General features: G+C 74.7%; 26 protein-coding genes. 12 read left to right on the top strand and 14 right to left on the bottom strand.

Annotation, left to right across the window (positions count from 1 at the left end):
- Positions 1 to 46: 46 nt before the first annotated feature.
- Positions 47 to 604, top strand: a complete 558-nt coding sequence (locus tag ACIRRH_RS30290) for an ATP-binding protein (RefSeq protein WP_403073728.1) — start codon at positions 47 to 49, stop codon at positions 602 to 604.
- Positions 605 to 614: 10 nt separating this feature from the next.
- Here the strand turns inward: ACIRRH_RS30290 and ACIRRH_RS30285 are convergent, their stop codons facing one another.
- A complete protein-coding gene (locus tag ACIRRH_RS30285; protein ID WP_403073726.1) occupies positions 615 to 1,205 on the bottom strand; it encodes a DinB family protein in 591 nt (196 codons plus the stop codon).
- A gap of 129 nt (positions 1,206 to 1,334) precedes the next feature.
- Here ACIRRH_RS30285 and ACIRRH_RS30280 point away from each other — a divergent pair, with 129 nt between their 5' ends.
- Positions 1,335 to 2,174 carry a class I SAM-dependent methyltransferase gene (locus tag ACIRRH_RS30280; protein WP_403073724.1) on the top strand — a complete coding sequence of 280 codons (840 nt, stop codon included), beginning with the start codon at positions 1,335 to 1,337 and terminating at the stop codon, positions 2,172 to 2,174.
- A 71-nt stretch (positions 2,175 to 2,245) separates the two neighbouring features.
- Here ACIRRH_RS30280 and ACIRRH_RS30275 read toward each other — a convergent pair whose 3' ends face one another.
- From ACIRRH_RS30275 to ACIRRH_RS30265, 3 genes are all read right to left on the bottom strand, one after another.
- Complete coding sequence (locus ACIRRH_RS30275; protein WP_403073722.1) at positions 2,246 to 2,818, bottom strand: dihydrofolate reductase family protein; 573 nt, start codon at positions 2,816 to 2,818, stop codon at positions 2,246 to 2,248.
- A gap of 123 nt (positions 2,819 to 2,941) precedes the next feature.
- Positions 2,942 to 3,679 carry an SRPBCC domain-containing protein gene (locus tag ACIRRH_RS30270; RefSeq protein ID WP_403073720.1) on the bottom strand — a complete coding sequence of 246 codons (738 nt, stop codon included), beginning with the start codon at positions 3,677 to 3,679 and terminating at the stop codon, positions 2,942 to 2,944.
- Positions 3,676 to 4,407, bottom strand: coding sequence for an ArsR/SmtB family transcription factor (locus ACIRRH_RS30265; RefSeq protein WP_403073718.1), 732 nt, complete (start codon positions 4,405 to 4,407; stop codon positions 3,676 to 3,678). Before ACIRRH_RS30265 ends, ACIRRH_RS30270 begins: the two co-directional genes overlap by 4 nt.
- Before the next feature lie 323 nt (positions 4,408 to 4,730).
- Between ACIRRH_RS30265 and ACIRRH_RS30260 the strand changes: the two genes are divergently transcribed.
- The 3 genes from ACIRRH_RS30260 to ACIRRH_RS30250 all read left to right on the top strand — a co-directional run bounded on the left by ACIRRH_RS30260 (position 4,731) and on the right by ACIRRH_RS30250 (position 10,323).
- Positions 4,731 to 5,354: a hypothetical protein gene (locus ACIRRH_RS30260; RefSeq protein ID WP_403073716.1), complete on the top strand. Its 624-nt coding sequence runs from the start codon at positions 4,731 to 4,733 to the stop codon at positions 5,352 to 5,354.
- 1 nt (position 5,355) lies between these two features.
- On the top strand, positions 5,356 to 7,002 hold the full coding sequence (locus ACIRRH_RS30255; RefSeq protein ID WP_403073714.1) for a DNA polymerase Y family protein: 1,647 nt from the start codon (positions 5,356 to 5,358) through the stop codon (positions 7,000 to 7,002).
- 75 nt (positions 7,003 to 7,077) lie between these two features.
- Positions 7,078 to 10,323, top strand: a complete 3,246-nt coding sequence (locus tag ACIRRH_RS30250; RefSeq protein ID WP_403073713.1) for an error-prone DNA polymerase — start codon at positions 7,078 to 7,080, stop codon at positions 10,321 to 10,323.
- 32 nt (positions 10,324 to 10,355) lie between these two features.
- Here the strand turns inward: ACIRRH_RS30250 and ACIRRH_RS30245 are convergent, their stop codons facing one another.
- Together ACIRRH_RS30245 and ACIRRH_RS30240 are read right to left on the bottom strand one after the other, a co-directional pair.
- On the bottom strand, positions 10,356 to 10,997 hold the full coding sequence (locus ACIRRH_RS30245; RefSeq protein ID WP_403073711.1) for a hypothetical protein: 642 nt from the start codon (positions 10,995 to 10,997) through the stop codon (positions 10,356 to 10,358).
- Positions 10,998 to 11,162: 165 nt separating this feature from the next.
- Positions 11,163 to 11,981, bottom strand: a complete 819-nt coding sequence (locus ACIRRH_RS30240) for a TIGR03084 family metal-binding protein (protein WP_403073709.1) — start codon at positions 11,979 to 11,981, stop codon at positions 11,163 to 11,165.
- Between the two features lie 161 nt (positions 11,982 to 12,142).
- Here ACIRRH_RS30240 and ACIRRH_RS30235 point away from each other — a divergent pair, with 161 nt between their 5' ends.
- A complete protein-coding gene (locus ACIRRH_RS30235) occupies positions 12,143 to 12,919 on the top strand; it encodes a LuxR C-terminal-related transcriptional regulator (protein ID WP_403073707.1) in 777 nt (258 codons plus the stop codon).
- Here the strand turns inward: ACIRRH_RS30235 and ACIRRH_RS30230 are convergent.
- The 3 genes from ACIRRH_RS30230 to ACIRRH_RS30220 are packed head-to-tail and all read right to left on the bottom strand — an operon-like array spanning position 12,912 to position 15,662.
- Positions 12,912 to 14,447: an AMP-binding protein gene (locus ACIRRH_RS30230; protein WP_403073705.1), complete on the bottom strand. Its 1,536-nt coding sequence runs from the start codon at positions 14,445 to 14,447 to the stop codon at positions 12,912 to 12,914. The two genes, ACIRRH_RS30235 and ACIRRH_RS30230, sit on opposite strands and share 8 nt — an antisense overlap.
- Before the next feature lie 52 nt (positions 14,448 to 14,499).
- Complete coding sequence (locus tag ACIRRH_RS30225; protein ID WP_403073896.1) at positions 14,500 to 14,877, bottom strand: MerR family transcriptional regulator; 378 nt, start codon at positions 14,875 to 14,877, stop codon at positions 14,500 to 14,502.
- Between the two features lie 20 nt (positions 14,878 to 14,897).
- Complete coding sequence (locus ACIRRH_RS30220) at positions 14,898 to 15,662, bottom strand: SDR family NAD(P)-dependent oxidoreductase (RefSeq protein WP_403073703.1); 765 nt, start codon at positions 15,660 to 15,662, stop codon at positions 14,898 to 14,900.
- A gap of 171 nt (positions 15,663 to 15,833) precedes the next feature.
- Between ACIRRH_RS30220 and ACIRRH_RS30215 the strand changes: the two genes are divergently transcribed.
- A complete protein-coding gene (locus tag ACIRRH_RS30215; RefSeq protein ID WP_403073701.1) occupies positions 15,834 to 16,460 on the top strand; it encodes a GNAT family N-acetyltransferase in 627 nt (208 codons plus the stop codon).
- Between the two features lie 4 nt (positions 16,461 to 16,464).
- Positions 16,465 to 16,851, top strand: a complete 387-nt coding sequence (locus ACIRRH_RS30210; RefSeq protein ID WP_403073699.1) for a VOC family protein — start codon at positions 16,465 to 16,467, stop codon at positions 16,849 to 16,851.
- A gap of 23 nt (positions 16,852 to 16,874) precedes the next feature.
- Here ACIRRH_RS30210 and ACIRRH_RS30205 read toward each other — a convergent pair whose 3' ends face one another.
- Together ACIRRH_RS30205 and ACIRRH_RS30200 are read right to left on the bottom strand one after the other, a co-directional pair.
- Complete coding sequence (locus ACIRRH_RS30205) at positions 16,875 to 17,468, bottom strand: maleylpyruvate isomerase N-terminal domain-containing protein (protein WP_403073697.1); 594 nt, start codon at positions 17,466 to 17,468, stop codon at positions 16,875 to 16,877.
- A gap of 108 nt (positions 17,469 to 17,576) precedes the next feature.
- The gene (locus tag ACIRRH_RS30200) at positions 17,577 to 18,359 is read right to left on the bottom strand and encodes a dioxygenase (protein ID WP_403073695.1); all 783 of its coding nucleotides are present in this window, start codon (positions 18,357 to 18,359) and stop codon (positions 17,577 to 17,579) included.
- 119 nt (positions 18,360 to 18,478) lie between these two features.
- Between ACIRRH_RS30200 and ACIRRH_RS30195 the strand changes: the two genes are divergently transcribed.
- The gene (locus tag ACIRRH_RS30195; protein ID WP_224282131.1) at positions 18,479 to 18,943 is read left to right on the top strand and encodes a MarR family winged helix-turn-helix transcriptional regulator; all 465 of its coding nucleotides are present in this window, start codon (positions 18,479 to 18,481) and stop codon (positions 18,941 to 18,943) included.
- Here ACIRRH_RS30195 and ACIRRH_RS30190 read toward each other — a convergent pair.
- Complete coding sequence (locus ACIRRH_RS30190) at positions 18,912 to 20,204, bottom strand: RNA polymerase sigma factor (protein WP_403073693.1); 1,293 nt, start codon at positions 20,202 to 20,204, stop codon at positions 18,912 to 18,914. The two genes, ACIRRH_RS30195 and ACIRRH_RS30190, sit on opposite strands and share 32 nt — an antisense overlap.
- Before the next feature lie 52 nt (positions 20,205 to 20,256).
- Positions 20,257 to 20,628: a YciI family protein gene (locus ACIRRH_RS30185; protein ID WP_403073691.1), complete on the bottom strand. Its 372-nt coding sequence runs from the start codon at positions 20,626 to 20,628 to the stop codon at positions 20,257 to 20,259.
- A 199-nt stretch (positions 20,629 to 20,827) separates the two neighbouring features.
- Between ACIRRH_RS30185 and ACIRRH_RS30180 the strand changes: the two genes are divergently transcribed.
- The 3 genes from ACIRRH_RS30180 (at position 20,828) to ACIRRH_RS30170 (ending at position 22,484) form a co-directional block, all read left to right on the top strand.
- Positions 20,828 to 21,229: a hypothetical protein gene (locus ACIRRH_RS30180; protein ID WP_403073689.1), complete on the top strand. Its 402-nt coding sequence runs from the start codon at positions 20,828 to 20,830 to the stop codon at positions 21,227 to 21,229.
- Between the two features lie 147 nt (positions 21,230 to 21,376).
- Entirely contained in the window at positions 21,377 to 21,838 is a 462-nt protein-coding gene (locus ACIRRH_RS30175; protein ID WP_403073687.1) for a molybdopterin-dependent oxidoreductase, read from the top strand.
- Positions 21,839 to 21,965: 127 nt separating this feature from the next.
- The gene (locus ACIRRH_RS30170; RefSeq protein WP_363387760.1) at positions 21,966 to 22,484 is read left to right on the top strand and encodes a GNAT family protein; all 519 of its coding nucleotides are present in this window, start codon (positions 21,966 to 21,968) and stop codon (positions 22,482 to 22,484) included.
- Between the two features lie 49 nt (positions 22,485 to 22,533).
- Here the strand turns inward: ACIRRH_RS30170 and ACIRRH_RS30165 are convergent, their stop codons facing one another.
- Positions 22,534 to 23,562 (bottom strand): LacI family DNA-binding transcriptional regulator, encoded by a 1,029-nt coding sequence (locus ACIRRH_RS30165; RefSeq protein ID WP_403073685.1) that lies wholly within the window; start codon positions 23,560 to 23,562, stop codon positions 22,534 to 22,536.
- Positions 23,563 to 23,575 lie beyond the last annotated feature (13 nt).

Genomic DNA, 23,575 nt, shown 5'->3' with positions numbered 1-23,575 from the left:
ACCCCATGGCGCCCGTGCGTCGCCACCGGGCCCGTAGGGTGCGGGGATGAAGCGCTACCTGCTGACCGGTACGCCGGGGGCCGGAAAGACGGCGATCCTGCGCTGGCTGGAGTGCGCGGGTTTCCCGGTGGTCGAGGAGGCCGCCACGGACGTCATTGCGCTGCGGCAGGCCCAGGGCGAGCCGGAGCCGTGGACGGATCCGTCGTTCGTGGACGCGGTGGTCGCCCTGCAGCGGCGGCGGCAGGTTGGGGCCGTCGGCCCGCCGGGGGAGGTGCGGTTCTTCGACCGCTCGCCGGTGTGCACGTACGCCCTGGCGGTGTACCTCGGCCATCCGGTGACCCCGGCTCTGGCCGGGGAACTCGACCGCATCCGGGAGGCGGGGGTCTACGAACGCCGGGTGTTCTTCGTGGAGAGCCCGGGTTTCGTCACCCCGACCGAGGCGCGGCGCATCTCGTACGAGGAGTCGCTGCGGTTCGAGCGGATCCATCGGGAGGCCTATGCCGAGTTCGGGTACACGTGCGTCCCGATCGCGCCGGGGCCGCTCGCCGACCGGGCGGCCGCTGTCGTACGGCACGTCGGCGCGGCCGCCCGGCACGGAGGCTGACGTCTCCGGTTCAGGCGAGTCCGCCGGCCTCCCGGGCCGCCTGCTCCACACGGTCGTGGTGGGCCCGCCACCAGTCGGCGTCGCCGGGGGCGGTGTTTGCGCCGTCGGAGCGCTGGCCGGTGGCGCCGTCCACGAGTTCGCGGACCAGATCGGCGTGGCCGACGTGGCGGTGGGTCTCGGCGATCATGTGGACGAGCACCCGGTGCAGGGTCTGCTCGTGGCGGGCGCCGAACGGCATCGTGCCGACGGCGTCCAGCGGCAGGGCCTCGATGGTGGCGTCGGAGTGCGCCCAGACCCGCCGGTAGCGCCCGATGATCTCCTCGGTGCTCTCGTCCGCCCGTGCCCACATGTCGCCGTTGGGCTCGGTCCGGCCGGTGATCCACACCGGGGCCGGTTCGGGGAAGGGGCGTCCGAAGGCATCGCCGAAGTAGAGGGCCTCGGCGCCGGTGACGTGCTTGACCAGGCCCAGCAGGTTGGTTCCGGTGGGTGTGAGCGGGCGGCGCAGGTCGTACTCGGAGAGGCCTTCGAGCTTCCAGAGCAGAGCGTCGCGGGCGTCCTGGATGTAGATCCGGAGGTCGGTCTTGTCATCTGTCACTGTCATGGGATCAGTCTGTTGGCCACAGGATGCCTGTCCATTGATTTCCAACCCCGCCAGGACGTGACCGGCCGTCAACTCATGCCACGATCGGCTCCGTTCACCCCACACCGGAACCTCCCCGAGGGAGCGGCCATGACCGACGGCGCCTGGACCTGGGACGGGACGCTGTTCGCCGGAACGGCCGCCCACTACACCCGCGGCAGGCTCCCGTACGCCCCCGGGCTGGCGGAGGCGCTGGCCGGGGCGCTGGGGCTCGACGGGCGGGGACGGCTGCTCGACGTGGGGTGCGGGCCGGGCACGCTGGCGCTGGGTCTGGCGCACCTGTTCGGCGAGGTCGTCGGGGTGGACCCGGACGCCGGGATGATCGCCGAGGCGCGCCGGGCGGGCGCCGCGGAGCCCAGGGCCACCTGGGTGCGGGCCCGGGCCGAGGAACTCCCGGCGGGCCTCGGCACCTTCACGCTGGCGACCTTCGGCCAGTCCTTCCACTGGATGGACCGCGACCTGGTGGCGGCGACCGTACGGCGCATGCTGCGGCCCGGCGGCGCCCTGGCGCACATCTCGGACCTGAAGGGCGAACCGCGCCCCACCGAGGGGCTGCCGCACCCGCCGGTCCCGTACGCCGCGATCGGCGAACTGGTCCGGCGCTACCTCGGCCCGGTCCGCCGCGCCGGGCAGGGGTTGCTGCCGCACGGCACGCCGGGCGGCGAGGCCACGGTCCTCGCCCGGGCGGGCTTCGCCGGTCCGCAGCGGATCGTCGTCCCGGGCGGGCGGCCGCTGGAACGTACGGCCGACGACGCGGTCGCGGGCGTCTTCGCGCTCTCCTCCTCGGCCCCCCACCTCTTCGCCGAGCGCCGCCCGGCCTTCGGGTCGGACCTTCGCCGCCTCCTCGCCCGGACCTCGCCGTCGGGGCTCTTCTCGGAGCGGCAGCCGAGCAGCGAGGTGTTCATCTGGTGCCCCGAAGAAGGACGTTGACGGCCCAGGGCGGGGCGGGGCGGGCAGAGCGTCCCGCCCCGCCCGCGCTCTCACCGGAGAAGGGGGAACGGTCAGCGGACGACGTCGAAGACCTGCTTCTGGATGCCGTTCCGGTACGCCTCGTACTCGACCAGCTTCAGCTTCTGGGTGTCCTTGTCCGTCGCGCTGAACAGACGCTTGCCGGCGCCGAGCAGCAGCGGGAAGACGAGCAGGTGGTAGCGGTCGATCAGGCCGGCGTCCGAGAGGGCGTGGTTCAGGGTGGCGCTGCCGTGGACGATGATCGGGCCGCCCTCGGTCTCCTTCAGCGCGGCGACCTCGTCGAGCGAGCGCAGGATGGTGGTCTCGCCCCAGTTCGACACCAGGTCGTCCTCGGCGAGGGTGGCGGAGACGACGTACTTCGGCAGCGTCCTGTAGCGGGCGAACTCCGCCATGTCCGGCCACACCGGGCTGAACGCCTGGTAGCTGACCCGGCCGAGCAGCATCGCGGCGGCCTCCTCCTGCTCCCGCCCCTTGATCTCGAACGCCTCGGGGAGGAACTCGATGTCCTTGAAGGTCCAGCCGGAGTTGCGGTAGCCGGGTTCGCCGCCGGGGCCCTCGACGACGCCGTCGAGCGAGATGAAGGCGGTGCTGATCAGGGTGCGCATGGTGGGCTCCTCGGTTCTCGTACGGGTCTGCGTCTGCCGGGTCTGCCAGGTCTGTCGGGTCTGGCAGGTCTGAAGGGTGTGAAAGGCCTGGAGGAACGCCTGAGGGCCTGAAGGCCCGAGAGGTCAGGCGAGGACCCCGGCCAGCCACTGCTGCCAGGCGGCCTCGGCCCCGTCCGGAGCCGGGCCGAAGAGGTGGTGGAACATCAGCACCAGGCCGGAGCCGTGGTGGAAGGTGTAGAGCCCGTCGGCGGTGCGGACCTCGAAGCGCTCGTCGTCCGCCCAGACCACCTCGCCGTCCAGCGGCGGCAGGCCCGCCGGTTCGCCGTGGACCCGCGTGCCCGCGGCGACCGGGAGCGGCAGCGACAGGGCGCGGGCGAGGAGGGCCCGGACCTCCGGTTCCGGTCGGCCGGACGACGGCGCGGCGGCGAAGACGGGGACGGCGGTGCGTCCCGGGAAGTGGGCGAGGTACTCGCGGAGCGTGTGGAGGTGGAAGGGCCAGCCGCGGCGCAGTGCGTCGTACTCGTCCTGCCAGTCGTCGCCGAGCAGGCCGCTGTGGACGACGCGCAGCACGGTGGCGGCGCCGTCCCGGCCCTCGATCAGGTACTCGAAGGCCATGAACCGGCCGTCCTCGCCGGTGGCCGTACGGGTGGCCAGGCGCTTGCCGGGCTCGTAGGCGGTGACGACCGCCTCCTCGCGGTGGCCCCCGGTCTCCATGACGGCGGTGCCGCCCTCGCGCGGGTCCAGTTCGTTGCGGCCCATGAACCAGGAGTCGATCCCCGGACCGGTGGCGATCGCCTCCCAGACCTGTTCCGGGCTCGCCGGCAGGGAGGTCTCCAGTTCGATCTCGAACGGGTGGGTCATCGTGGTTCCTCCTGGTCTGCCCGGGTGCCGGCCTGTTCCGTGCCGGGTTCGTTCCGATCCCCGCCGGGTTCGTTCCGATCCCCGCCAGGTTCGTTCCGGTCCCTGCCGGGTTCGTCCTGCTCCGCTGCGGCTCCGGACTGCGCGGCGGGGAGGGCGGGGATCTGGTGGAGTCCGACGACCACCCGGTGGCTGCGGCCCCCGGGGGCGGACTCGTCGTGGTAGCGGCTGACGAGGGTGGCCACGGACTGGGCCAGCTCCTCGGCGAAGGCGGCCCGGTCGGCCGCGGAGGCGAACCGCACCTGCGCGTCGATGCCGAAGGTGGCGACCCGCCGACGGGCCCGGGAGGCGCCGGTCAGCAGGGCTCCGACCTCCTGCACCAGCCGGGAGCCGAGCGCCAGCAGCCAGCGGGCGGAGAGCTGGTCGGGGGAGCGGGCGGGGTCCGGGCTCACGGCGGCGAGGGCGCTGGGGGAGATCACGTAGGAGGCCGCGGTGGCGCGGTACACCCGCTCGGTGACGTTGCCCTTGCGGCGTTCCTCGGCGAGTTCGACGAGGCCGTGCCGCTCCAGCTCCTTCAGGTGGTAGTTGACCTTCTGCCGGGGCAGCCCCAGCCGGGCGGCCAGCATGGCGGCCGAGCCGGGCTCGGTCAGGGCGGCGAGGAGGCGTGACCGCATCGGGTCCAGCGAGGCCTCGGCCGCGGCGGGTTCTTCGATCACGGCGACTTCCAGCACCGTTCCAGCATTCAGCCGACAAAAAAATTTGTCAAGGAAAAAATGCTTGTCGGTACCCGGTCGGGCGAACGCCATCACCCACCTGCCCGGCCTGCGCGGCGACAGGGTGCACGGGGAGTGGCGGGCGGGGGGGCAGGCCGGACTTGAATCTTTGCGAACGAATGTTCGATCCTGGGTCTGTGCCCGTTTTCGAATCTGTTTTCGAATCCGCCGCCGAGCAGCCCGCACGCCCCGTGCTCCGCCCGGTGGCGTCCCCGGCTGCCGTGTCCGGGGAGCGGGGGGACGGAGCGGGGCGGGCGGCGGAGTCCAGGGGACTGCTTCCGGTGCCGTCCGCGCTGCGGGAGGTGCTGCCCGACGCCGGGCTGCGCCGGGGGACGGCGGTGTCGGTGGCGGGCGGGGACACCGGGCTGCTGCTGGCCCTCGCCGCCGGGGTGAAGGAGACCGGGGGTGGCTGGGCCGCGGCGGTCGGACTGCCGGACCTGGGACTGGCCGCCGCCGAGGGGTACGGGCTGGACCTGCGGCGGCTGCTGGTCGCGGACGACCCGGGGCCGCACTGGGCCGAGGTGGTGTCGGTGCTGGCCGGCGCGGTCGAGCTGATCATGCTGCGCCCGGACGGGCCGGTGCCGCCGAAGCTGGCCGCCCGGCTGGCGGCGGTGCTGCGGCGCAGCGGCTGCGTGCTGCTGGTCGCCGGACCGTGGCCGGGCGCGGCGCTGCGGCTGGGGGTGCGCTCCGGGCGCTGGTTCGGGCTGGGCGACGGCCACGGGCAGCTCGTCGGCCGGCAGGTGGAGGTGGTGGCCGAGGGCCGAGGCTCGGCGGCGCGAGGCCGGACGGCTCGGCTCTGGCTGCCGGACGAGCACGGCGCGGTGCGCCCGCTCCAGGAGCAGCCACAGCCGGTGGCGGAACCGGTGGTCGAGCCGATGGCACTCCGCGTGGCGGCGGTGGTCTGAGATGGCGGACGACAGGACCCCCCGGGTGCTGGTGGTCTGGTGCCCGGACTGGCCGGTGGCGGCCGTCACTGGCGACGACCCGGTCGCGGTGACCGAGGGCGGGCGGATCCTCGCCTGCTCGGCGGGCGCCCGGGCGGCCGGGGTACGACAGGGGCAGCGGCTCAAGCTGGCCCAGCGGCTCTGCCCGGAGCTGGAGCTGCGCGACCGCGACCCGGAGGCGGAGACCCGCCGCTTCGAGCCGGTGGTCGCGGCGGTGGAGGCGTTCACGCCCCGGGTGGAGGTGATCCGCCCGGGCCTGTGCGCGATCCCGGTGAAGGGCCCGGGCCGCTACTTCGGCGGTGAGGAGGCGCTGGCCGGCAAGGTCGGCAGGGCGGTGGCGGACGCCCTCGGGCAGCCGCTCCTCCCGGACGCCGTCCCGGGCGCGGTGGTTGTCGAGGAACGGCGGGCAGCCGTTCCTCAGGCCCAGGGCACAGCCGTTCCGCAGGCCCAGAACACAGCCGCCCCGCAGGCCCAGGTCGGCGTCGCCGACGGCCTGTTCGCCGCCGTGCTCGCCGCCCGGGCCGGGGTGCTGGTCCCGGCCGGCCGGACGGCGGAGTTCCTCGCCCCGTACCCGGTGGGTGCGCTGGGCGACGAGGCGCTGGCCGAACTGCTCGGGCGGCTCGGCCTGCCCACCGTCGGGGCTTTCGCCGCGCTGCCGGCCGAGTCGGTCGCGGACCGCTTCGGCCCGTCCGGGACGGTCGCGCACCGGCTGGCCCGCGGCCTGCAGCCGCGCCCGCTGGTGCCGCGCGACGAGGAGCCGGACCTCGCCGTCGAGCAGCGCTTCGACCCGCCGGAGCCACTGGCCGAGCCGTTGGTGTTCGTCGCCCGCACACTGGCCGAGCAGCTGAACCAGCGGCTGGCCGGGGCCGGGCTGACCTGCCGCCGGGTGGCCGTCGAGGTGGCCTGCGCGGACGGCCGGACGGCCTCCCGGCTGTGGCGGCACGAGGGCCGGCTGTCCGCGACGGCGCTGGCCGAGCGGGTCCGCTGGCAGCTCCAGGCCTGGCAGGGCGCGGGCACCTTCGCGAGCGGCGACCAGGGCAGCCGGGAAGGCTTCACCCTGCTGCGGCTGGCCCCCGACGGCCTCTCCCCGGACCAGGGCCGCCAGCTCGCACTGTGGGGCCAGGCCGTCGCGGACGACCGGGTGGAACGCGCGGTCGCCCGGGTGCAGGCGGTGCTCGGGCACGCCGGGCTGCGCCGGATCGAGCCGGCCGGCGGGCGCGGCCCGGGCGAGCAGGTGGTCAAGGTGCCGTGGGGCGAGCCGTACGAGGCGGCGGTGCCGGCCGACGCGCCCTGGCCGGGGCGGCTGCCGGAGGTGTGGCCCGCCGTGGTGCTGCGGGAGCCGGCGCCGGTGCGGGTGCTGGACGGGGCCGGGCGGCCGGTCACGGTGGACGGCCGGGCGGGGGTGTCGGCCCGGCCGGCCCTGGTCGTGGTCCGGGGCCGGGAGGAACGGGTGGACGGCTGGACCGGGCCCTGGCCGGCGGTCGAGTACTGGTGGGACCAGTCGCTGGCCCGGCGCCGGGCGCGGTTCCAGGTCGTGGTGGGCGGCGGCCGGGCGCTGCTGCTCACCGTGGAGGGGGGTGCCTGGTACCTGGAGGCCGGCTACGACTAGCGGCCCCGGGACCCGGAAGGAGGAGCAGAAGGAGGGGGAGCAGGACGAGCACGAGAACGACGAAGGCAACCCCCGATGGGCTTCACCAGCCACCCCACCCTCCCCTGGAGCGAGCTGCACCGCCGGCTGACCGGCGCGGCGCCGGACCGTACGGTGGTCCCGCTGCGCCGCTCCGCCCCGGAGCAGCCACCGGCCCCGGCCCCGGAGCCCGAGCCCGAGTCCGAATGCGGGTCCGGGAAGGCCGAACCCTGGGCCGAACTGCACGTCCACTCCGCCTTCAGCTTCCTGGACGGCGCCAGCGACCCGGAGGACCTGGTCGCCGAGGCGGTCCGGCTGGGCGTGGAGACCCTCGCGATCACCGACCACGACGGCCTGTACGGCGCCGTCCGGCTCGCCGAGGCGGCCCGGGGCACGGGCCTGGCCACCGTGTTCGGCGCCGAGCTGACCCTCCGCCACGAATCCGGTGACCCCGAGCACCTGCTGGTCCTCGCCCGCGACCCGGCCGGCTACCGGCGCCTCTCCGCCGCGATCGCCGCCGCCCAGCTGGCCGGTGGCGCCAAGGGCAACCCGGTGTACGACCTCGCGGCGCTCGCCGGGGCGCACGACGGCCACTGGGCGGTGCTCACCGGCTGCCGGCTCGGCCGGGTCCCGGCAGGCCTCGTAGACGGTAGCGCCGGGCACCGACTCCGCACCCTCACCGAGGCGTTCGGCCGCGAGAACGTCCACGTCGAGCTGATCGACCAGTGGCTGCCCGGCGACGACCGGCGCAACGACGCCCTCGCCGCACTCGCCGCCCGCTTCGAACTCCCCGCCGTCGCCTCCACCAACGCCCACCACGCCGGCCCCGCCCAGGGCCGCCTCGCGCAGAGCCTCGCCGCGCTGCACGAGCGCCGCACCCTCCAGGACGCGGCCGGCTGGACGCAGGCGGCCGGCACCGCGCACCTGCGCTCGGGCCGCGAGATGGCGGCCCGGCTGGCCCGCTTCCCCGGGGTGCAGCGGGCCACCGCCGAGCTCGGCCGGGCCTGCGCCTTCGACTTCGCCGGGCTGGACCCGGAGCTGCCCGGCTTCCCCGTCCCCGCGGGCGAGACCGAGATCGGCCATCTGCGCGCCCTGGTCGCGGCCGGCGGCCCGGCCCGCTTCGGCTCCGGCAACGCCGCCGCCCGCCGCCAGCTCGCCAAGGAGCTGGACGTGATCGAGGACCTCGACCTGGCCGGCTACTTCCTGATCGTGCACGACATCGTGGACTTCTGCCGGAGCCGGGACATCTGGTGCCAGGGCCGCGGCTCGGCCGCCAACTCGGCGGTCTGCTACGCCCTCGGGATCACCGCCGTCGACCCGATCCACTACAAGCTGCTGTTCGAACGCTTCCTCTCCACCGCCCGGGACGGGCCGCCCGACATCGACCTGGACATCGAGAACCGCCGCCGCGAGGAGGTCATCCAGTACGTCTACGGCCGCTACGGGCGCGAGCACGCCGCCCAGGTCGCCAATGTGATCACCTACCGGCCCCGGCTGGCGATCCGCGACGCCGCCCGGGTGCTCGGCTACCCGCAGGGGCAGGTGGACGCGTTCAGCCGGCAGACCGACTTCCGTTCCGCCCCCGGCGCGGACGCCGTCATCCCCGCCGACGTGCTCCAGCTCGCCACCCAGCTCCACGGCCTGCCCCGCCACCTGGGCATCCACTCGGGCGGCATGGTGCTCACCCGGGAGCCGATCGGCGAGATCTGCCCCACCGAGTGGGCCCGGATGCCCGGGCGCTCCGTGCTCCAGTGGGACAAGGAGTCCACCGCCGGCGCCGGTCTGGTGAAGATCGACCTGCTCGGTCTCGGCATGCTCGCCGCCCTGCACGACGCCTGCGACCTGGTCGCGGAGCACCACGGCCTGCGCTACGACCTGGCCACCATCCCGGACGACGACCCGGGCGTGTACGCGATGCTGCGCCGGGCCGACACCGTCGGCGTGTTCCAGGTCGAGTCCCGGGCGCAGATGGCGACCCTGCCCCGGCTCAAGCCGGACCACTTCTACGACCTGGTGGTCGAGGTCGCGCTGATCCGCCCCGGCCCGATCCAGGGCGGCTCCGTCCACCCGTACCTGCGCCGCCGCGCCGGGGCGGAGCCGGCCGGCTGCCCGCACCCGCTGATGGAGAACGCGCTCGGCAAGACCCTGGGGGTGCCGCTGTTCCAGGAGCAGATGATGCAACTCGCCATCGACTGCGCCGGGTTCACCCCCTCGGAGGCCGACCGGCTGCGGCAGGCGATGGGCGCCAAGCGCTCGCACGAGCGGGTCGCCCGGCTGCGCGAGCGGCTGCTGGGCGGGATGGCCGAGCGCGGCATTCCGCCCGAGGTGGCCGAGGACGTCTACGGCAAGATCGAGGCCTTCTCCAGCTACGGCTTCCCGGAGAGCCACGCGATCAGCTTCGCCTACCTGGTGTACGCCAGCGCCTGGCTGAAGCACCACTTCCCGGCGGCCTTCACCTGCGCCCTGCTGGCCAACCAGCCGATGGGCTTCTACTCGCCGCTCAGCCTGGTCGCGGACGTCCGGCGGCACGGCGTGCGGGTGCGCGGGGTGGACGTCAACGCCAGCGGGGCGCGGCCCACCCTGGAGCCGTACCGGGGGCCGACCCCGAAACCACCGCTGACCGCCGGACGCCCGCAGCCGGCGATCCGGCTCGGCCTGGAGACGGTGCGTGGCATCGGCACCCCGCAGGCCGAGGCGATCGTGGCCGGGCAGCCGTACGCCGGCCTGGAGGACTTCGCCCGCCGCACCGGCCTGCCCGGGCCCGTCCTGGAGGCGCTGGCGACGGCGGGAGCCTTCGACTGCTTCGGTCTGACGAGACGTCAGGCGCTGTGGGCGGCGGGGGCGTTCGCCGGTATCTCGGCCGAGCTGATCCCCGGCACCACCCCAGGCGCCGAGGCGCCGGAGCTGCCCGGCATGAGCCCGGTCGAGGAGACCATCGCCGACCTGTGGGCCACCGGAACCTCCGCCACCAGCCATCCGCTCCAGCACCTGCGCACCCAACTGGAGCGCGGCGGCGCCCTCTGTGCCGCCCAGCTCCCGGGCGTCCCACCGGGCACGGCGGTGGTGGTCGGCGGCCTGGTCACCCACCGGCAGCGGCCGCCGACGGCCGGCGGGGTGCTCTTCCTCAGCCTGGAGGACGAGACCGGGCTGATCAACGTGATCTGCAACCGCCCGGTCTGGGAGTCGCAGCGCCGCACCGCCCTGGACCGGGCCGGGCTGCTGGTCCACGGCCACATCGAGCGCGACCGGGGCGCCACCAACCTGATCGCCACCTGGCTCACCCCGCTCCGGATCGGCCTCTGAGCGGGGCGCGGCGGGGTGGCCGGGGAGCGGGGTCAGGAGGCGGGATCGTCGGCGAGGTCGGAGATCCGCGGGTAGCCGATCTCCGTGAGGTCCGCGGAGAGTTCGTCGAGGTCGGTGTCCGGGTTGAGCGCCGCCACCACGGCCGGGGTGAGCGGGCGCAGCGCCAGGACGTGCTCGATCGCGGCGAGGGCCGGCTCGTGCTCCGGCTCGAAGCAGTCCTCGGCCCACGCCCGGTAGGCCTCGGCCGAACCGTCGGCCAGCAGCGCGAACAGGTGCTCGCCGCCGCGCTCGGCGGCCGCGCCGTGCCAGGCGTCGTCCCCGGGGGCGCGCCAGAAGCAGCGGGTGACCGTCGGCCCGTCCTCGTCCCCGAAGGCGGGCTCCTCGGCGAAGCGGCGGAACTCCTCGGGCACGGCCGTGAGCAGCTCCGGGGCGTTGGGCGCCTCATGGTCGAAGCCGCGCCCGTACGCGCCGACGGGGGAGAACACCACGAACCAGTCGTCGCCCTCGCCGTTGCGCATCGAGGCCATCTCCTCGCCCTCGTCCCAGGAGGCGTCGAAGGAGTGGTACCGCGACTCCCAGTCGTCCGGGCTGAGGATCGCGTCGAGGGTGGCCAGGGCGCGGCAGCGGTCGCGCAGGTCGGGGATGGCGGGCAGGCGGCTGAGCAGGTCGTTCATGCCCGCCATTCAACCCCGGGGATCCGACAGTGCCACGCCCGGGCCCGATGCGCGCCCTACGCCCCGGGCCGCCGCCCCTTGCCCTACGCCCCACGCCGCCGCCCCTTGCCCTACGCCCCGGGCTGCCGCCCCTTGCCCCTACGCCCCGGGCCGCCGCCCCTTGCCCTACGCCCCGGGCTGCCGCCCCTTGCCCGGCGCCCCGGCGAAGACCTGGGCGATCGGCAGCCAGGCGGTGGCGACCGGCCCGGTGGCGGTGAGCGCGAGGTCGTCCCGGTGGCGGCGCTGGGTCACCAGCAGGCAGAAGTCCAGGGCAGGGCCGGCCACCACGTCCTCCGCCCCGGCCGGGCCGATGGACCAGGCCCCGCCGTCGGGCGCGGTCAGTTCGAGCCGGACCGGGCGCTCGGGCGCGGGCAGTCCGTGCAGGCCGAAGGCGAAGCCCAGGGTGCGCAGCCCCAGGTGGGCGATGTGCCGCAGCCGGTCGGTGGGCTCGCGGGTGACGCCGAGCGCGTCCGCGACGTCCTGACCGTGCGCCCAGGTCTCCATCAGCCGGGCGGTCGCCATCGAGGCGGGCTTCATCGGCGGGCCGAACCAGGGCAGCCGGACGTCGGCCGGGGCTGCGGAGAGCGCGGCCGACACCTCCTCCCGCCCGGCCCGCCAGCGGGCGAGCAGTGCCGCGGGCTCGGCGGTCGCACCCGCGCGGGCACCCTCCTCGACCGGGCCTGCGGCGGCCGCCGACGGCTCGGTGAAACGCCCGCCGAGCGACGCGTCGAAGCCCTCCGGGTCTCGCGCGGCCAGCACCGTCCAGTCGTCGGTCCAGGCCAGGTGGGCGATCTGGTGCGCCACCGTCCAGCCCTCGGCGGGCGTCGGGCGGGCCCAGCCCTCGGGCGGCAGCCCGGCGACCAGGTCGTCCAGCACCGCGCTCTCGGCCCGCAGGTCGGCCAGCAGCCCGCCCAGGACGTCGCCCGGGGCGTTCGGGTCGGTCATCGCTTCCCCTTCCGGTCAAGGCAGTTGCCGGCGGGCGGTTGCTACCCGCCGGTAGCGCACGGCCGCACCTTACGTCCGGCCGCCCGCCGGCGTCCGCGACTCCACGAAACACGCATGTCAGGGCTCTCGCCACCGGCTCCACAGCGTGTGACAATTCCGCGATGACCAGGGCTGCGGACCCCCACTTTGCGCAACCCGTCGACGGCGCTGCGCAACCCGACGACCCCGAACTCGCCGCGCGCGCCGCCGAGCTGGTGCGGGACGCCGTGCTCGGCGACCTCGCCCGCCGGGTGGTGGCCGAGTGCGGCGCCGACGTCGGCCTGGTCGGCGTGCCCGAGCCGCTGCCCGGGGGCCGCCCCGGCAGCGAGGGCATGGTGCTGCGCCACTGGGCCGGCACCCGGGCCGACCTGCTGCACGACGTACCCGTCCCGGCCGGCCTCGGCCTCGGCGGCCGGGCGCTCGCCGAGCGCGCGCCCACCTGGGTGCCCGACTACCGTGCGGCGACGACCATTTCACACCACTACGACGCGGCCGTGGCCGCCGAGGACCTGTACGCGATGCTCACCGTCCCGCTGATGGGCGGCGGCACCGTGCACGGCGTGGTGTACGCCTCGCTGCGCGCCGTCGTCCCGTTCGGGGACGTGCGGATCTCCGCGGTCGGCACGCTGGCGAAGGCGGCGGCCCGGGCGCTCGCCGGGGCCGCCGCCTGGAGCCGCGAACAGCCCCGCCAGGCCGCCCCCGCACCGCCGTTGACCCCGCGCGAGCACGAGGTGCTGCGGTGGGCGGCGACCGGCCGGACCAACCCGGAGATCGCCGCCCGACTGGGCCTGACCTGCAACACGGTGACGGGCTACCTCAAGTCCGCGATGCACAAGCTCGGTGTCCGCAACCGGACCGAACTCGCCCTCGCGGCCCGGGAGTCGGGGCTGGTCAGTTGACCTGGCGATCCCGCCCGGTCCAGTACGGCTCGCGCAGCCGGAACTTCTGCAGCTTCCCGGTGGCGGTGCGCGGCAGGGCGTCCCGGAACTCCACCGTGGTGGGCGACTTGTAGCCGGCCAGCCGCTGCTTGCAGTGCGCGATCAACTCGGCCTCGGTGACCGCCCCGTGGCCCTCCCGGAGGACCACCAGTGCCTTCACCGTCTCGCCCCACTTCTCGTGCGGCACCCCGATCACCGCCGTCTCGGCCACCGCCGGGTGGTCGTACAGGCAGTCCTCCACCTCGATCGAGGAGACGTTCTCCCCGCCGCTGATGATGACGTCCTTCTTGCGGTCGGAGATGGTCAGCTGGCCGTCCGTGAGGGTGCCGCCGTCGCCGGTGTGGAACCAGCCGTCCCGCAGCGCCTCGGCGCTCGCCTCGGGCTGCTGCCAGTAGCCGTCCAGCACGGTGTTGGAGCGCACCAGCACCTCGCCCTGGGCGTCGACCCGCAGCTGGGTGCCGAGCGCCGGGGCGCCCGCCTGCACCAGCTTCTCGGCCCGCTCGGCGGCCGGCAGCACGTCCCACTCGGCCCGCGAGCGGTTGACCGTGACCACCGGGGAGGTCTCGGTCAGGCCGTAGAGCTGCATGAACTCCCAGCCCAGCTGCTCCTCGACCTGCTGCACCACCGAGGTCGGCGGCGGGGCGCCGGCCACGATCATCCGCACCCGGTCCCGGCCGGGCACCGGGCCGTCCCAGTCCGCGGCCGCGTCCAGCACCATCTGGACCACAGCGGGAGCGCCGGACAGGAAGGTCACCCCGTGCCGCTCGACCCGGCGCAGGATCTCCGCGCCGTCCACCTTGCGCAGCACGATGTGCCGGGCGCCCAGACCGGTGAGCGAGAACGGCAGGCCCCAGCCGTTGGCGTGGAACATCGGCAGGGTGTGCAGGTAGACGTCCCGGTCGCTCGCGCCGTAGTGCAGGCCCATCAGGGTCGCGTTCAGCCAGACGTTGCGGTGGGTGAGCTGAACGCCCTTGGGGCGGGCGGTGGTTCCGCTGGTGTAGTTGATGGTGGCGGTGTCGTTCTCGTCCACCGCGTACCGCCGCGGGGTGCCGTCGAAGTCGTACAGCACGGCGTCGCTGTCCGCGCCGAGCACGAACTTGTGCTTGGCCACCACCCCGCTCAGGGCGTCCGCGACCTCGGGATCGACCAGCAGCACGGAGGCGCCGCTCTGCTCGACGATGTACGACACCTCCTCGGCCCTCAGCCGGAAGTTCACCGGCACCAGCACCCGGCCGTACCCGCTCACCCCGAAGAACGAGGTCAGCAGCCGGGCCGAGTTGTGGGAGACGATCGCGACCCGCTCGCCCGGCCCGACGCCGAGCCGGTCCAGCCCGGCGGCCTGGGCCCGGGCCAGCTCGGCGACCCTGCGGTAGCTCAGCTCGCCCCAGGATTCGGCCGGCTGCACCGGCTCGTCGACGATGCCGACCCGGTCGCCGTAGACCAGCTCGGCCCGGTCGAGGAAGTCCATCACGGAGAGTGGAATCTGCATGGCGCCCACTGTCCTCTCCCGTCCGACCCCTGCACACCCCCGATCGGGGGTGTCACCCGTCCGTATGCACCCCGTCCCCGCCCACCCCGGCCGCCGCCAGCGCCGCCATCAGCCGGTCCCGGGCCTCGGTCTGGGCGGCGATCCGGCGTTCCAGCACCGCCAGCCGCTGCCGGGCGATCTCCAGCACCCGCTCGGACGGCCGGCTCGACAGCACGTCCCCGTCCAGGCAGCCCAGCAGCGGCCGGAGGTCCTCCAGGGTGAGCCCGGCGGCCACCAGCGCGCGGATGTTGCGCACCCGGACGACCGCCGACTCGCCGTACTCGCGGTAGCCGTTCGGCGCGCGCTCGGAGTCGATCAGCCCGGCCTGCTCGTAGTGCCGCAGAGCGCGCGCGGTACTGCCCGTCCGGGCCGCCAGCTCGCCGATCCGCACCGCCACCCGTCCCCTCCCGGTCAGCCCACCAGCGCGCCGCCGTCCACCGACAACACTACGCCGGTCACGAACGAGGCCTGTGGCGAGGCGAGTTGGGTGATCGCCCAGGCCACCTCCGCCGGGCGGCCGATCCGGCCCAGCGGGGTGTGCTCGATCTGCCACTTCCGGATCGCCGCCCGCTGCTCGGGACCGTACCCGGAGTGGTCGCCGATCGGGGTGTCGATCGCCCCGGGCGCCACCGCCACCACCCGGATCCCGCGCGGCGCCAGCTCCACCGCCCAGCTGCGGGTGACCGTCTCCAGCGCCGCCTTGCTCGCCGCGTACACCGAGTTGCTCGGCCAGCCGCGCTGCCCGACGGCGGTGCTGACGTTGACCACCACGCCCCGGCTCCGCTCCAGCGCGGGCAGCGCGGCCTGCCCGAGCAGCACCGGGGCGACCAGGTTGGTGGCCAGCAGCGTCTCGACGCCCGCCCGGTCGAAGCCGCCGAGGCCCTGCCGGCCGTCCACGATCCCGGCGTTGTTGACCAGCACGTCCAGCCGCCCGAACCGCTCCAGCACCGCCCGGACGATCTCCTCCGGTGCGTCCGGCCCGGTCACGTCCGCGGCCAGCGGCTCGATCAGTGCCGGGTGCGCGGCCGCCGTTCCGGCCAGCGGCTCGAACCGCCGCCCGACCGCCAGCACCCGCGCCCCCTCGGCCGCGAAGGCCCGCGCCGTCTCCCGCCCGATGCCCGTCCCGGCCCCGGTGACCACCACGACCCTGCCCTGCGTCCCGCTCTCTTCGCTCATGGGCCCCACCCTCCGACCCTGCCGCCAACGTCAGCGTCAAGCGGGAGCCCCGCCCTCCGCTTGCTGAGCCCGGCGCGAACAGCGGGCCGGGGCCCCGCCGTCCGAGCGCGCCCGGGCCCTCCGCCTGCTAGGAAGGTCGCAACGCACGGTTCACCCACGGGGAGTACATCCATGAACGACCAACCGTCCGGCACGCTCTACGAGGCCGTCGGCGGCATCGACGTCCTGGTGGGAGGGCCTCAAGTGACCGTCGCCGCGCCGCCCCTGACGGCCCACGGCCTGCTGCTGCGCCCCTTCGAGGACGCCGACGCACCCGCCCTGATCGAGGCCTACCGGGACGAGACCCTGCGCCGCTTCACCCGTACCCCGGTGGACGACGCCGAGCAGGCCGCGCACTGGCTGCGTCTCCAGTACGAGGGCCGGGCGGTCGGCACCCGGTACTCCTTCGCCGTCCTGGACGCCGGCGAGCTGGTCGGCAACGTCGCGCTCAAGTACCCCACGCCCGGCGGGGAGAGCGCCGAGGTGGGCTACTGGACGGCGGCCCCGGCCCGCGGCCGGGGGGTGGCGCCGCGCGCGGTGGAGGCCCTCACCGTCTGGGCCTTCGCCACCTTCGCCGAGGACGGCCTGCGCCGGATCGACCTGCTGCACCAGGTGGACAACCCCGCCTCCTGCCGGGTCGCGGAGAAGGCCGGTTACCCGTTCGAGGAAGTGCTCCCGGCCTTCCCGCCGTTCCCGCTGGACGGCCACCGGCACTCCCGGAAAGGGCTGGACGAACCCGAACGGGGCAGGTCAGAGTAGCCGCATGGCTTCTCTGGTACGGCACGTGACGATCGACTGCGCCGACGCGCACGCCCTGGCCACCTTCTGGGCCCAGGCGCTGGACGGCACCGTGGGCGAGGACGACAACCCGGGCGACGAGGAGGCGGTGGTGAACTCCGCCGGCGCCTCGCTGCTCTTCATCCGGGTGCCCGAGGGCAAGTCGGTGAAGAACCGGACCCACCTCGACCTCCAGCCGCAGGACCGCAGCCGGGACGAGGAGGTGGAGCGCCTGGTCGCCCTGGGCGCCACCGTGCTGGCCGACCACCGCACCCCGGACGGCAAGGGCTGGGTCACCCTGGCCGACCCGGAGGGCAACGAGTTCTGCGTCGAGCGCAGCCCGGCCGAGCGCACCGCCACCGAGAGCGCCTGACCGAGAGCGCCTGACCGACCGGATCAGTCCGGCCACTCACCCCTGGCCGCCCGCCAGATCCACGAGGACTCGCGCGGGCGGCCGTTCAGTTCCCCGCGCCCGGTGCACCAGAGCAGGACCTCCGCCGGGTGCGCGTCCGGCTCCTGCGGCGCGTCCGGGAAGAGCCGGCCGAGTACGAAGCGGCACAGCTCGGCGGGCGGCTGCCAGGGCAGGCCGAGGCCGCTGGTGATGTCGTGGGTGTGCAGCAGGGTCTCGGCGACGCCCATCGCGGCGAAGCCGAGCGGCTCGCACGGCCCGTGGTGGTAGGCGCGCAGCTCGGGCGGGGCGGCGTCCAGGGCGGTGGCGAGGAGCCACCCGGCGGCGGTGACCACGGTGAGCACCTGGGCCGGGTCCGCCTCGGGCCGCACGGTGAGGTCCAGCGGCAGGTAGCGGTCCCGGGGGCGGGCGGCGAGCTGTCCGGCGTAGGCGAGCAGGTCGTGGGCGATGTGGGCGGCGGTGTCGCGGCAGCTCCACTCCAGGAGTCCGGCGGGCACGTCCCAGTCGCGGTCCCCGGTGTGCGGGGTGAGGACCGCCAGCGAGACGTCCAGGGCGGTTCGTACGGCGTCGCCGTTGCGCATGATCACTCCTTCGGCGGAGCGTCACAGGATAGGCCCGGCGCCCGGACCCGCGCAGGGAGTTCGTCCGATGACCGGCGAGCGCTTCACACGATGTTCCTCGTGAGGGGTTCAGCCCAGCTGGATCGAGCGCTTGGCCAGGCCCATCCAGAACCCGTCGATGACACTGCGCTGGCTGTCCAGGTCGGCCTCGCCGGCGCCGAGGGTGACGAACAGCGGGGCGAAGTGCTCGGTGCGCGGATGGGCCAGGCGCCCGGCCGGGGCCTTGTGCTCGAAGTCGAGCAGCGCGTCCAGGTCGTGGGCCTCCAGGGCGCGCCGGCCCCAGTCGTCGAACTCGGCCATCACCGAGGTGACCCGGCCGTCGCTGCTGAGCGCCCGCAGGTTGTGGGTGAAGAAGCCGCTGCCGACGATCAGCACGCCCTCGTCGCGCAGCGGGGCGAGCTTGCGGCCGATCTCCATCAGCCGCTGTGGGTCGAGGGTGGGCAGCGAGACCTGGAGCACCGGGATGTCGGCGTCCGGGTACATCTCGACCAGCGGGACGTACGCGCCGTGGTCGAGCCCGCGGTCGGGGATGTCCTGGACGGGCGTGCCGGGGGCGCGCAGCAGCTTGCGCACGCGCTCGGCGAGCTCAGGCGCGCCGGGGGCGGCGTACTGGACCCGGTAGTAGTGCTCGGGGAAGCCCCAGAAGTCGTACACCAGCGGGATGGTGGTCACGGCGCCGAGGGCGAGCGGGGCCTCCTCCCAGTGGGCGGAGACCATGAGGACGGCCCTGGGCCGGGGCAGGTCGGCGGACCAGGCGGCCAGCTCGCCCGGCCAGATGGGGTCGTCGGCCAGCGGCGGCGCGCCGTGCGACAGGTACAGGGCGGGCATGCGCTCGGGGGCCGCGGTGCTCATGGCGTCCTCCTCGGGACCGTTGACCGAATAGGTAGTTCAAATTTGAACGTCTTTCTCCGTCGACGGTACACCCTCGTTCGAATTTGAACAACAGGGGTAGGCTTCGTCCCATGTCCCCACTGAACGAACCCCGCTGGCTGGACCCGGACGAGGCGGCCGCCTGGCGGGGCTTCGTCACCGCGAGCAACCTGCTGAACCGGCGGCTGGAACGCCAGCTCAAGGAGGACTCCGGACTCTCCCACCAGCAGTACGAGATCCTGGTGCACCTGTCCGCCGCCCCCGGCGACTCCCTGCGGATGACCGAACTCGCCGAGAAGCTGGTCACCTCCAAGAGCGGCCTGACCTACCAGGTCACCCAGCTGGAGCGGGCGGGCCTGGTCGCCCGCCGCTCCTGCCCCAGCGACGTGCGCGGCGTCATCGCCGAACTCACCGACCGGGGCCGGGAGGCACTGCGCCAGGCCGCACCCGGACACGTCGCCCTGGTGCGCGAGCTGCTGATCGACGTGCTCACCCGCGAGCAGCTCGCGGTGCTCGCCGAGGGCCTCGGCACGGTCAGCGCCCGGCTGCGCCTGGAGGACGCCTGAGGTCTGTCCGCCGGCTCCCGTCGAGCGAGGCCGCCCGCTCCGACAGCAGCTCCCGCTCCCGCTCGTTGCGGGTCAGCCCCGCCGCCCGCTCGAACTCCGCCCTGGCCTCCGCCGGCCGCCCCAGCCGGGCCAGCAGGTCTCCCCGTACGCTCGGCAGCAGGTGGTAGCCGCGCAGCGCCGGCTCCGCCGCCAGCTCGTCGACCAGCTCCAGCGCCGCGGCCGGGCCCCGGGCCATCGAGACCGCCACCGCCCGGTTCAGCGCCACCACCGGGGACGGTGACAGCGCCAGCAGCCGCTCGTACAGCGCGGCGATGGTCACCCAGTCGGTGTCCGCGTAGCGCCGCGCCTTGGCGTGGCAGGCGGCGATCGCGGCCTGCACCGAGTACGGCCCGGTGCCCGCCCGCTGCAGGGCGTCGAAGCCGCGCCGGATCAGCAGCCCGTCCCAGCGGGACCGGTTCTGCTCGGCCAGCAGCACCGGCCTCCCGTCCGGACCGGTCCGGGCGGCCGTGCGCGAGGCCTGGAACTCCAGCAGCGCGGCCAGCCCGTGCGCCTCCGGCTCGGCCGGCATCAGCGCGGCCAGCACCCGGGCCAGCCGCAGCGCGTCCTCGCACAGCCGGGGGCGGAGCAGATCGTCCCCCGCGGTCGCCGAGTAGCCCTCGTTGAAGATCAGGTAGATGACCTCCAGCACCGAGGAGAGCCGCTGCGTCCGGTCCTCCCCGTACGGCACCTCGAACGGCACCGCCGCCTTCGCCAGCGTCCGCTTCGCCCGGACGATCCGCTGCGCCACCGTCGGTTCGGGCACCAGGAAGGCGCGGGCGATCTCCGGCGTGGCCAGCCCGCCGAGCAGCCGGAGGGTGAGCGCGATCCGCGCCTGCGCCGACAGCACCGGGTGGCAGGCGGTGAAGATCAGCCGCAGCAGGTCGTCGTCGATGCCGTCCGGTTCGGCCGGTTCCGGGGGCGGCACCTCCTCCGCCGACCGCCCGACCTCGGCGAGCTTGCGGGCGTAGACCTCCCGGCGGCGGACCAGGTCGACCGCACGGTGCTTGGCGGTGGCCGTCAGCCAGGCACCCGGATTGTCCGGGACGCCCTCCCGCGGCCACCGTTCCAGCGCGGCCACCAGCGCGTCCTGCGCCAGCTCCTCGGCGATGCCGACGTCCCGGACGATCCGGGCGACCCCGGCGATGATCCGCGCGGACTCGATCCGGAACACCGTCTCGACGGCCGTCGCCGCGGTCTCGTGGGTAGCAGCCCTCTCCGTCACGGCCACCCATCAGAGCAGCCGGCGGAGAGGGAGGCAAACGCTGCCACGGCTGCTACTTCGGCGGCTCCGGCATCTCCTCGATCTGCCGGACCTCCGCCTCCACCGGCCAGTGCGCGGGGTGGACCCGGAGGAAGCGCCGGGTCCACTCCAGGGCCTCGGCGTGGTCCTTGCACTGGAGGATGGCGTAGCCGCCGACGACCTCCTTGGTCTCGGTGAACGGCCCGTCGGTGCAGCTGATCTTCCCGTCGCTCCAGGTCAGCCGGGTGCCCTGGGAGGTCGGGGTGAGGCCGGCGGTCTCCAGCATCACGCCGGCCTTGGTGATCTCCTCGAACAGGGCCCCCATCCGCTGCTCGAAGCCCGGGTCCGGCTCCCACCCGGCGCGGGACTGCTCGTCGATGCGGATCAGCGTCATGAAACGCGGCATGGTGACTCCTCGGTCGTGCGGGCGGGGCTTCTCCCCGCCTCTCACCCCTGCGTCGAACGGGCCGGTGCCGGATCGACACCCGCTGCGAAGAATATTTCCGGCTCTTCCCGATCCGCGCCCGGGCGCGGGCCGGGGGCGTGGCATCCGAGCCGCCCGTGGTCGAATGGTGCGTACGAACGAGCGGTGGGGGGAGACACGGATGCTCGTGGACATTCTCGGTGCGGTCGTCGACGTGCTGGTGGCGGTGGCGAGGGCGGAGGAGCGGAAGGAACGCGATGCCTTCGCCGAGGGGCGGGTGGTGGTCTTCGACGGCTGCGTCGCCGGTGCCCGGCCGTACTGCCGTCCGACCGCGGAGTTCCTGCACGCCTCGGCCACCGCGCTCGCGATCTCGCCACTGCGCGGGACCAACGCGCGCGCCCGCTACCTGCCGAGCGACCTGGTGTTGGTCGAGGTCCGGAAGCGGCGCGAGGGAGACCCGGAGACCATCGAGAAGCGCTGGACCGTGTTCGAGTGCCGGGACGGGGAGGACGTGGTCCTGATCGGCTGCGCCTCGGGCGACGCCCGCCACGTCCGCCGGGCGCTGCGGTTCGATGGGGACTGATCGCAGATTCCGGTTGAAACCTGGGCCAGCCATCGCAGTTGCGGATGAATGGCGGCTTTCAGCCTGGCAGCTGCGAATGCCCGAGCGGTCCCTCGGGTAGTCCTCCTCGCGGGCCACGGCGCCGTGGCCCGCGAGGAGGGAGCACCCATGACCCCGGCGAGACCCACCGTCCGACTCCACGGCCACCTCGACCGCCCCGCCGAGCTGACGGTGGCGGAGCTGCGCGCCCTTCCCGCCCGCCGGGTCGAGGTCGGCTTCGACTGCCGGACCGCGGGCGAGCAGCGCCACGGCTACGAGGGTCCGGCGCTGCTGGACGTGCTGCGCGCCGCCCGGCCCCGGATCGACTTCTCCGGCCGCAAGCAGCGGCTGCGCTTCCTGCTCTCCGTGGTCGGCGCCGACGGCCACCGGGCGGTGGTCTCCTGGGCCGAGATCGACCCGGACTTCGGCGGGCAGGAGATCCTGCTCGCCACCAGCATGGACGGGGCCCCGCTGGACGCCACCGGCCCGCAGCTCGTCGTCCCCGACGACCACTGCGGCGCCCGCTACGTCAGCGCCGTCACCGCCGTCTGGCTCGGCCCCCTCGGCGACCCGGCGCGCCCCGCCACCTGACACCCGGCCGCCTCGTCGGGCTGCTGCCCGGCCCCTGTCGTCCCGCCTCGCGGCCGCACGCCGGAAGGGATCGGGCGGCGCCCGAAAACACTCGCCGGAGCGGGGTTTCCGTGCCAACATGCCCCATATGGGGACGATTCTGCACGGCACCTTGGTCACGCTCCGCCCGGCCACCGGCGAGGACATCCCGGCGCTGGCGGCCATCCGTGGCACGCCCGAGGTGTTCGCCCGCTGGCGGGGCGGCGACGACCTGGCCGACGAGGTCGCCAACGACCTGGAATCGCCCGGAACCGAGACCTTCGCGATCGAACTCGGCGGCAAGGTGGTCGGCGCCATCCAGTGGTACGCCAACAACGACGACGAGTACCGGCACGCCGGGATGGACCTCTACCTCGACCCGACGGTGCACGGCCTGGGCCTGGGCACCGACGCCGTGCGCACGATGGCCCGGCACCTGGTGCACGACCACCACTACCACCGGCTGGTGATCGACCCGGCCGCGGACAACCTCGCCGCGATCCGCTGCTACGCCAAGGTCGGCTTCCGCACCGTCGGCACCATGCGCCAGTACGAGCGCGGCCCGGACGGCACCTGGCACGACAACCTGTTGATGGACCTGCTCGCGGACGAGCTGCTCGAGGACTGAGAAGACCGAGGGGTCCGCGCCGGCGCCGGCGTCCGTCCCCGGTCCGGCGTCAGTCCCGGGCCCCGGCCGGCGGGCAGCCGCAGGAGCGCCGGACCACCAGCCGGGCCGGGAAGGTACGGGTGCCCTGGGCGCGGCGCTCCGGCCCGCCGAGGACGAGATCCAGCGCGGCGCGGGCCATCTCGTCCTGTGCCGTGGTGACGGTGGTCAGCGCCGGTCCGGCGATCACCGCCTCGGCGATGTCGTCGAAGCCGGCCACCGCGAGGTCCTCCGGCACCCGGATGCCGAGGTCGTCGGCGGCCCGCAGCAGGCCGATCGCCTGGTCGTCCGTCGCGCAGAACACGGCGGAGGGCCGGTCGGGCCGGGCGAGCAGGGTGAGGGCCTCGGCGTGCGCCCGGATCCGGTCGAACGGCGCCGGGGTGAGCCGCCCCTCGGTGGGCAGCCCGGCCTCCTCCAGCGCGGCGACCCAGCCGGCCGTCCGCCCGGTGACCGGGTCGTGAGGGCTGAGCGCGCGGGTGCCGCCGAAGCAGTGCACCTCGGCATGGCCGTGCCCGAGCAGGTGGCGGACCACCTCGCGGGCTCCGCCCTCGTCGTCCGCGACCACGGCGACGCCGTCGGCGCTCTCCGCCCGGTGGTGCAGCAGCACCACCGGGGTGCCGTCGGCCACGTCGAAGCCGGTCAGCCCGGGGGTGGCCGGGTCCTGGGTGACCAGGATCAGACCGTCCACCTGCATCCCGAGGAACGCGCGGATGTAGTGCGCCTCGCGCTCGTCGGCGTAGTCGGAGTTGCCGATCAGCAGCAGCCGGCCGTGTTCGGTGGCGGCCTGCTCGACGGCGTGCGCGAGCCCGGCGAAGAAGGGCTGGCGGGCGTCCGGCACGACCATCCCGAGCAGGTTGGTCCGTCGCCTGGCCATCGCCTGGGCGACCCGGTTCGGCCGGTAGCCGAGCTCCTCGACCGCCGCGAGCACCCGCGCCCTGGTCGCCGGCGCCACCGGCCGCGGTCCGTCGTTGATCACGTAGCTCACGACCGCCGTGGACGTCCCCGCCACCCGCGCCACATCGTCCCGCGTCACCCTCGCCATGACCGTTGAGCCT

Source organism: Kitasatospora sp. NPDC101235 (assembly GCF_044767505.1).
Classification (GTDB): Bacteria; Actinomycetota; Actinomycetes; order Streptomycetales; family Streptomycetaceae; genus Kitasatospora.
Note: the sequence above shows the minus strand (reverse complement) of the source record. Positions and strands in the feature narration are given on the sequence as shown.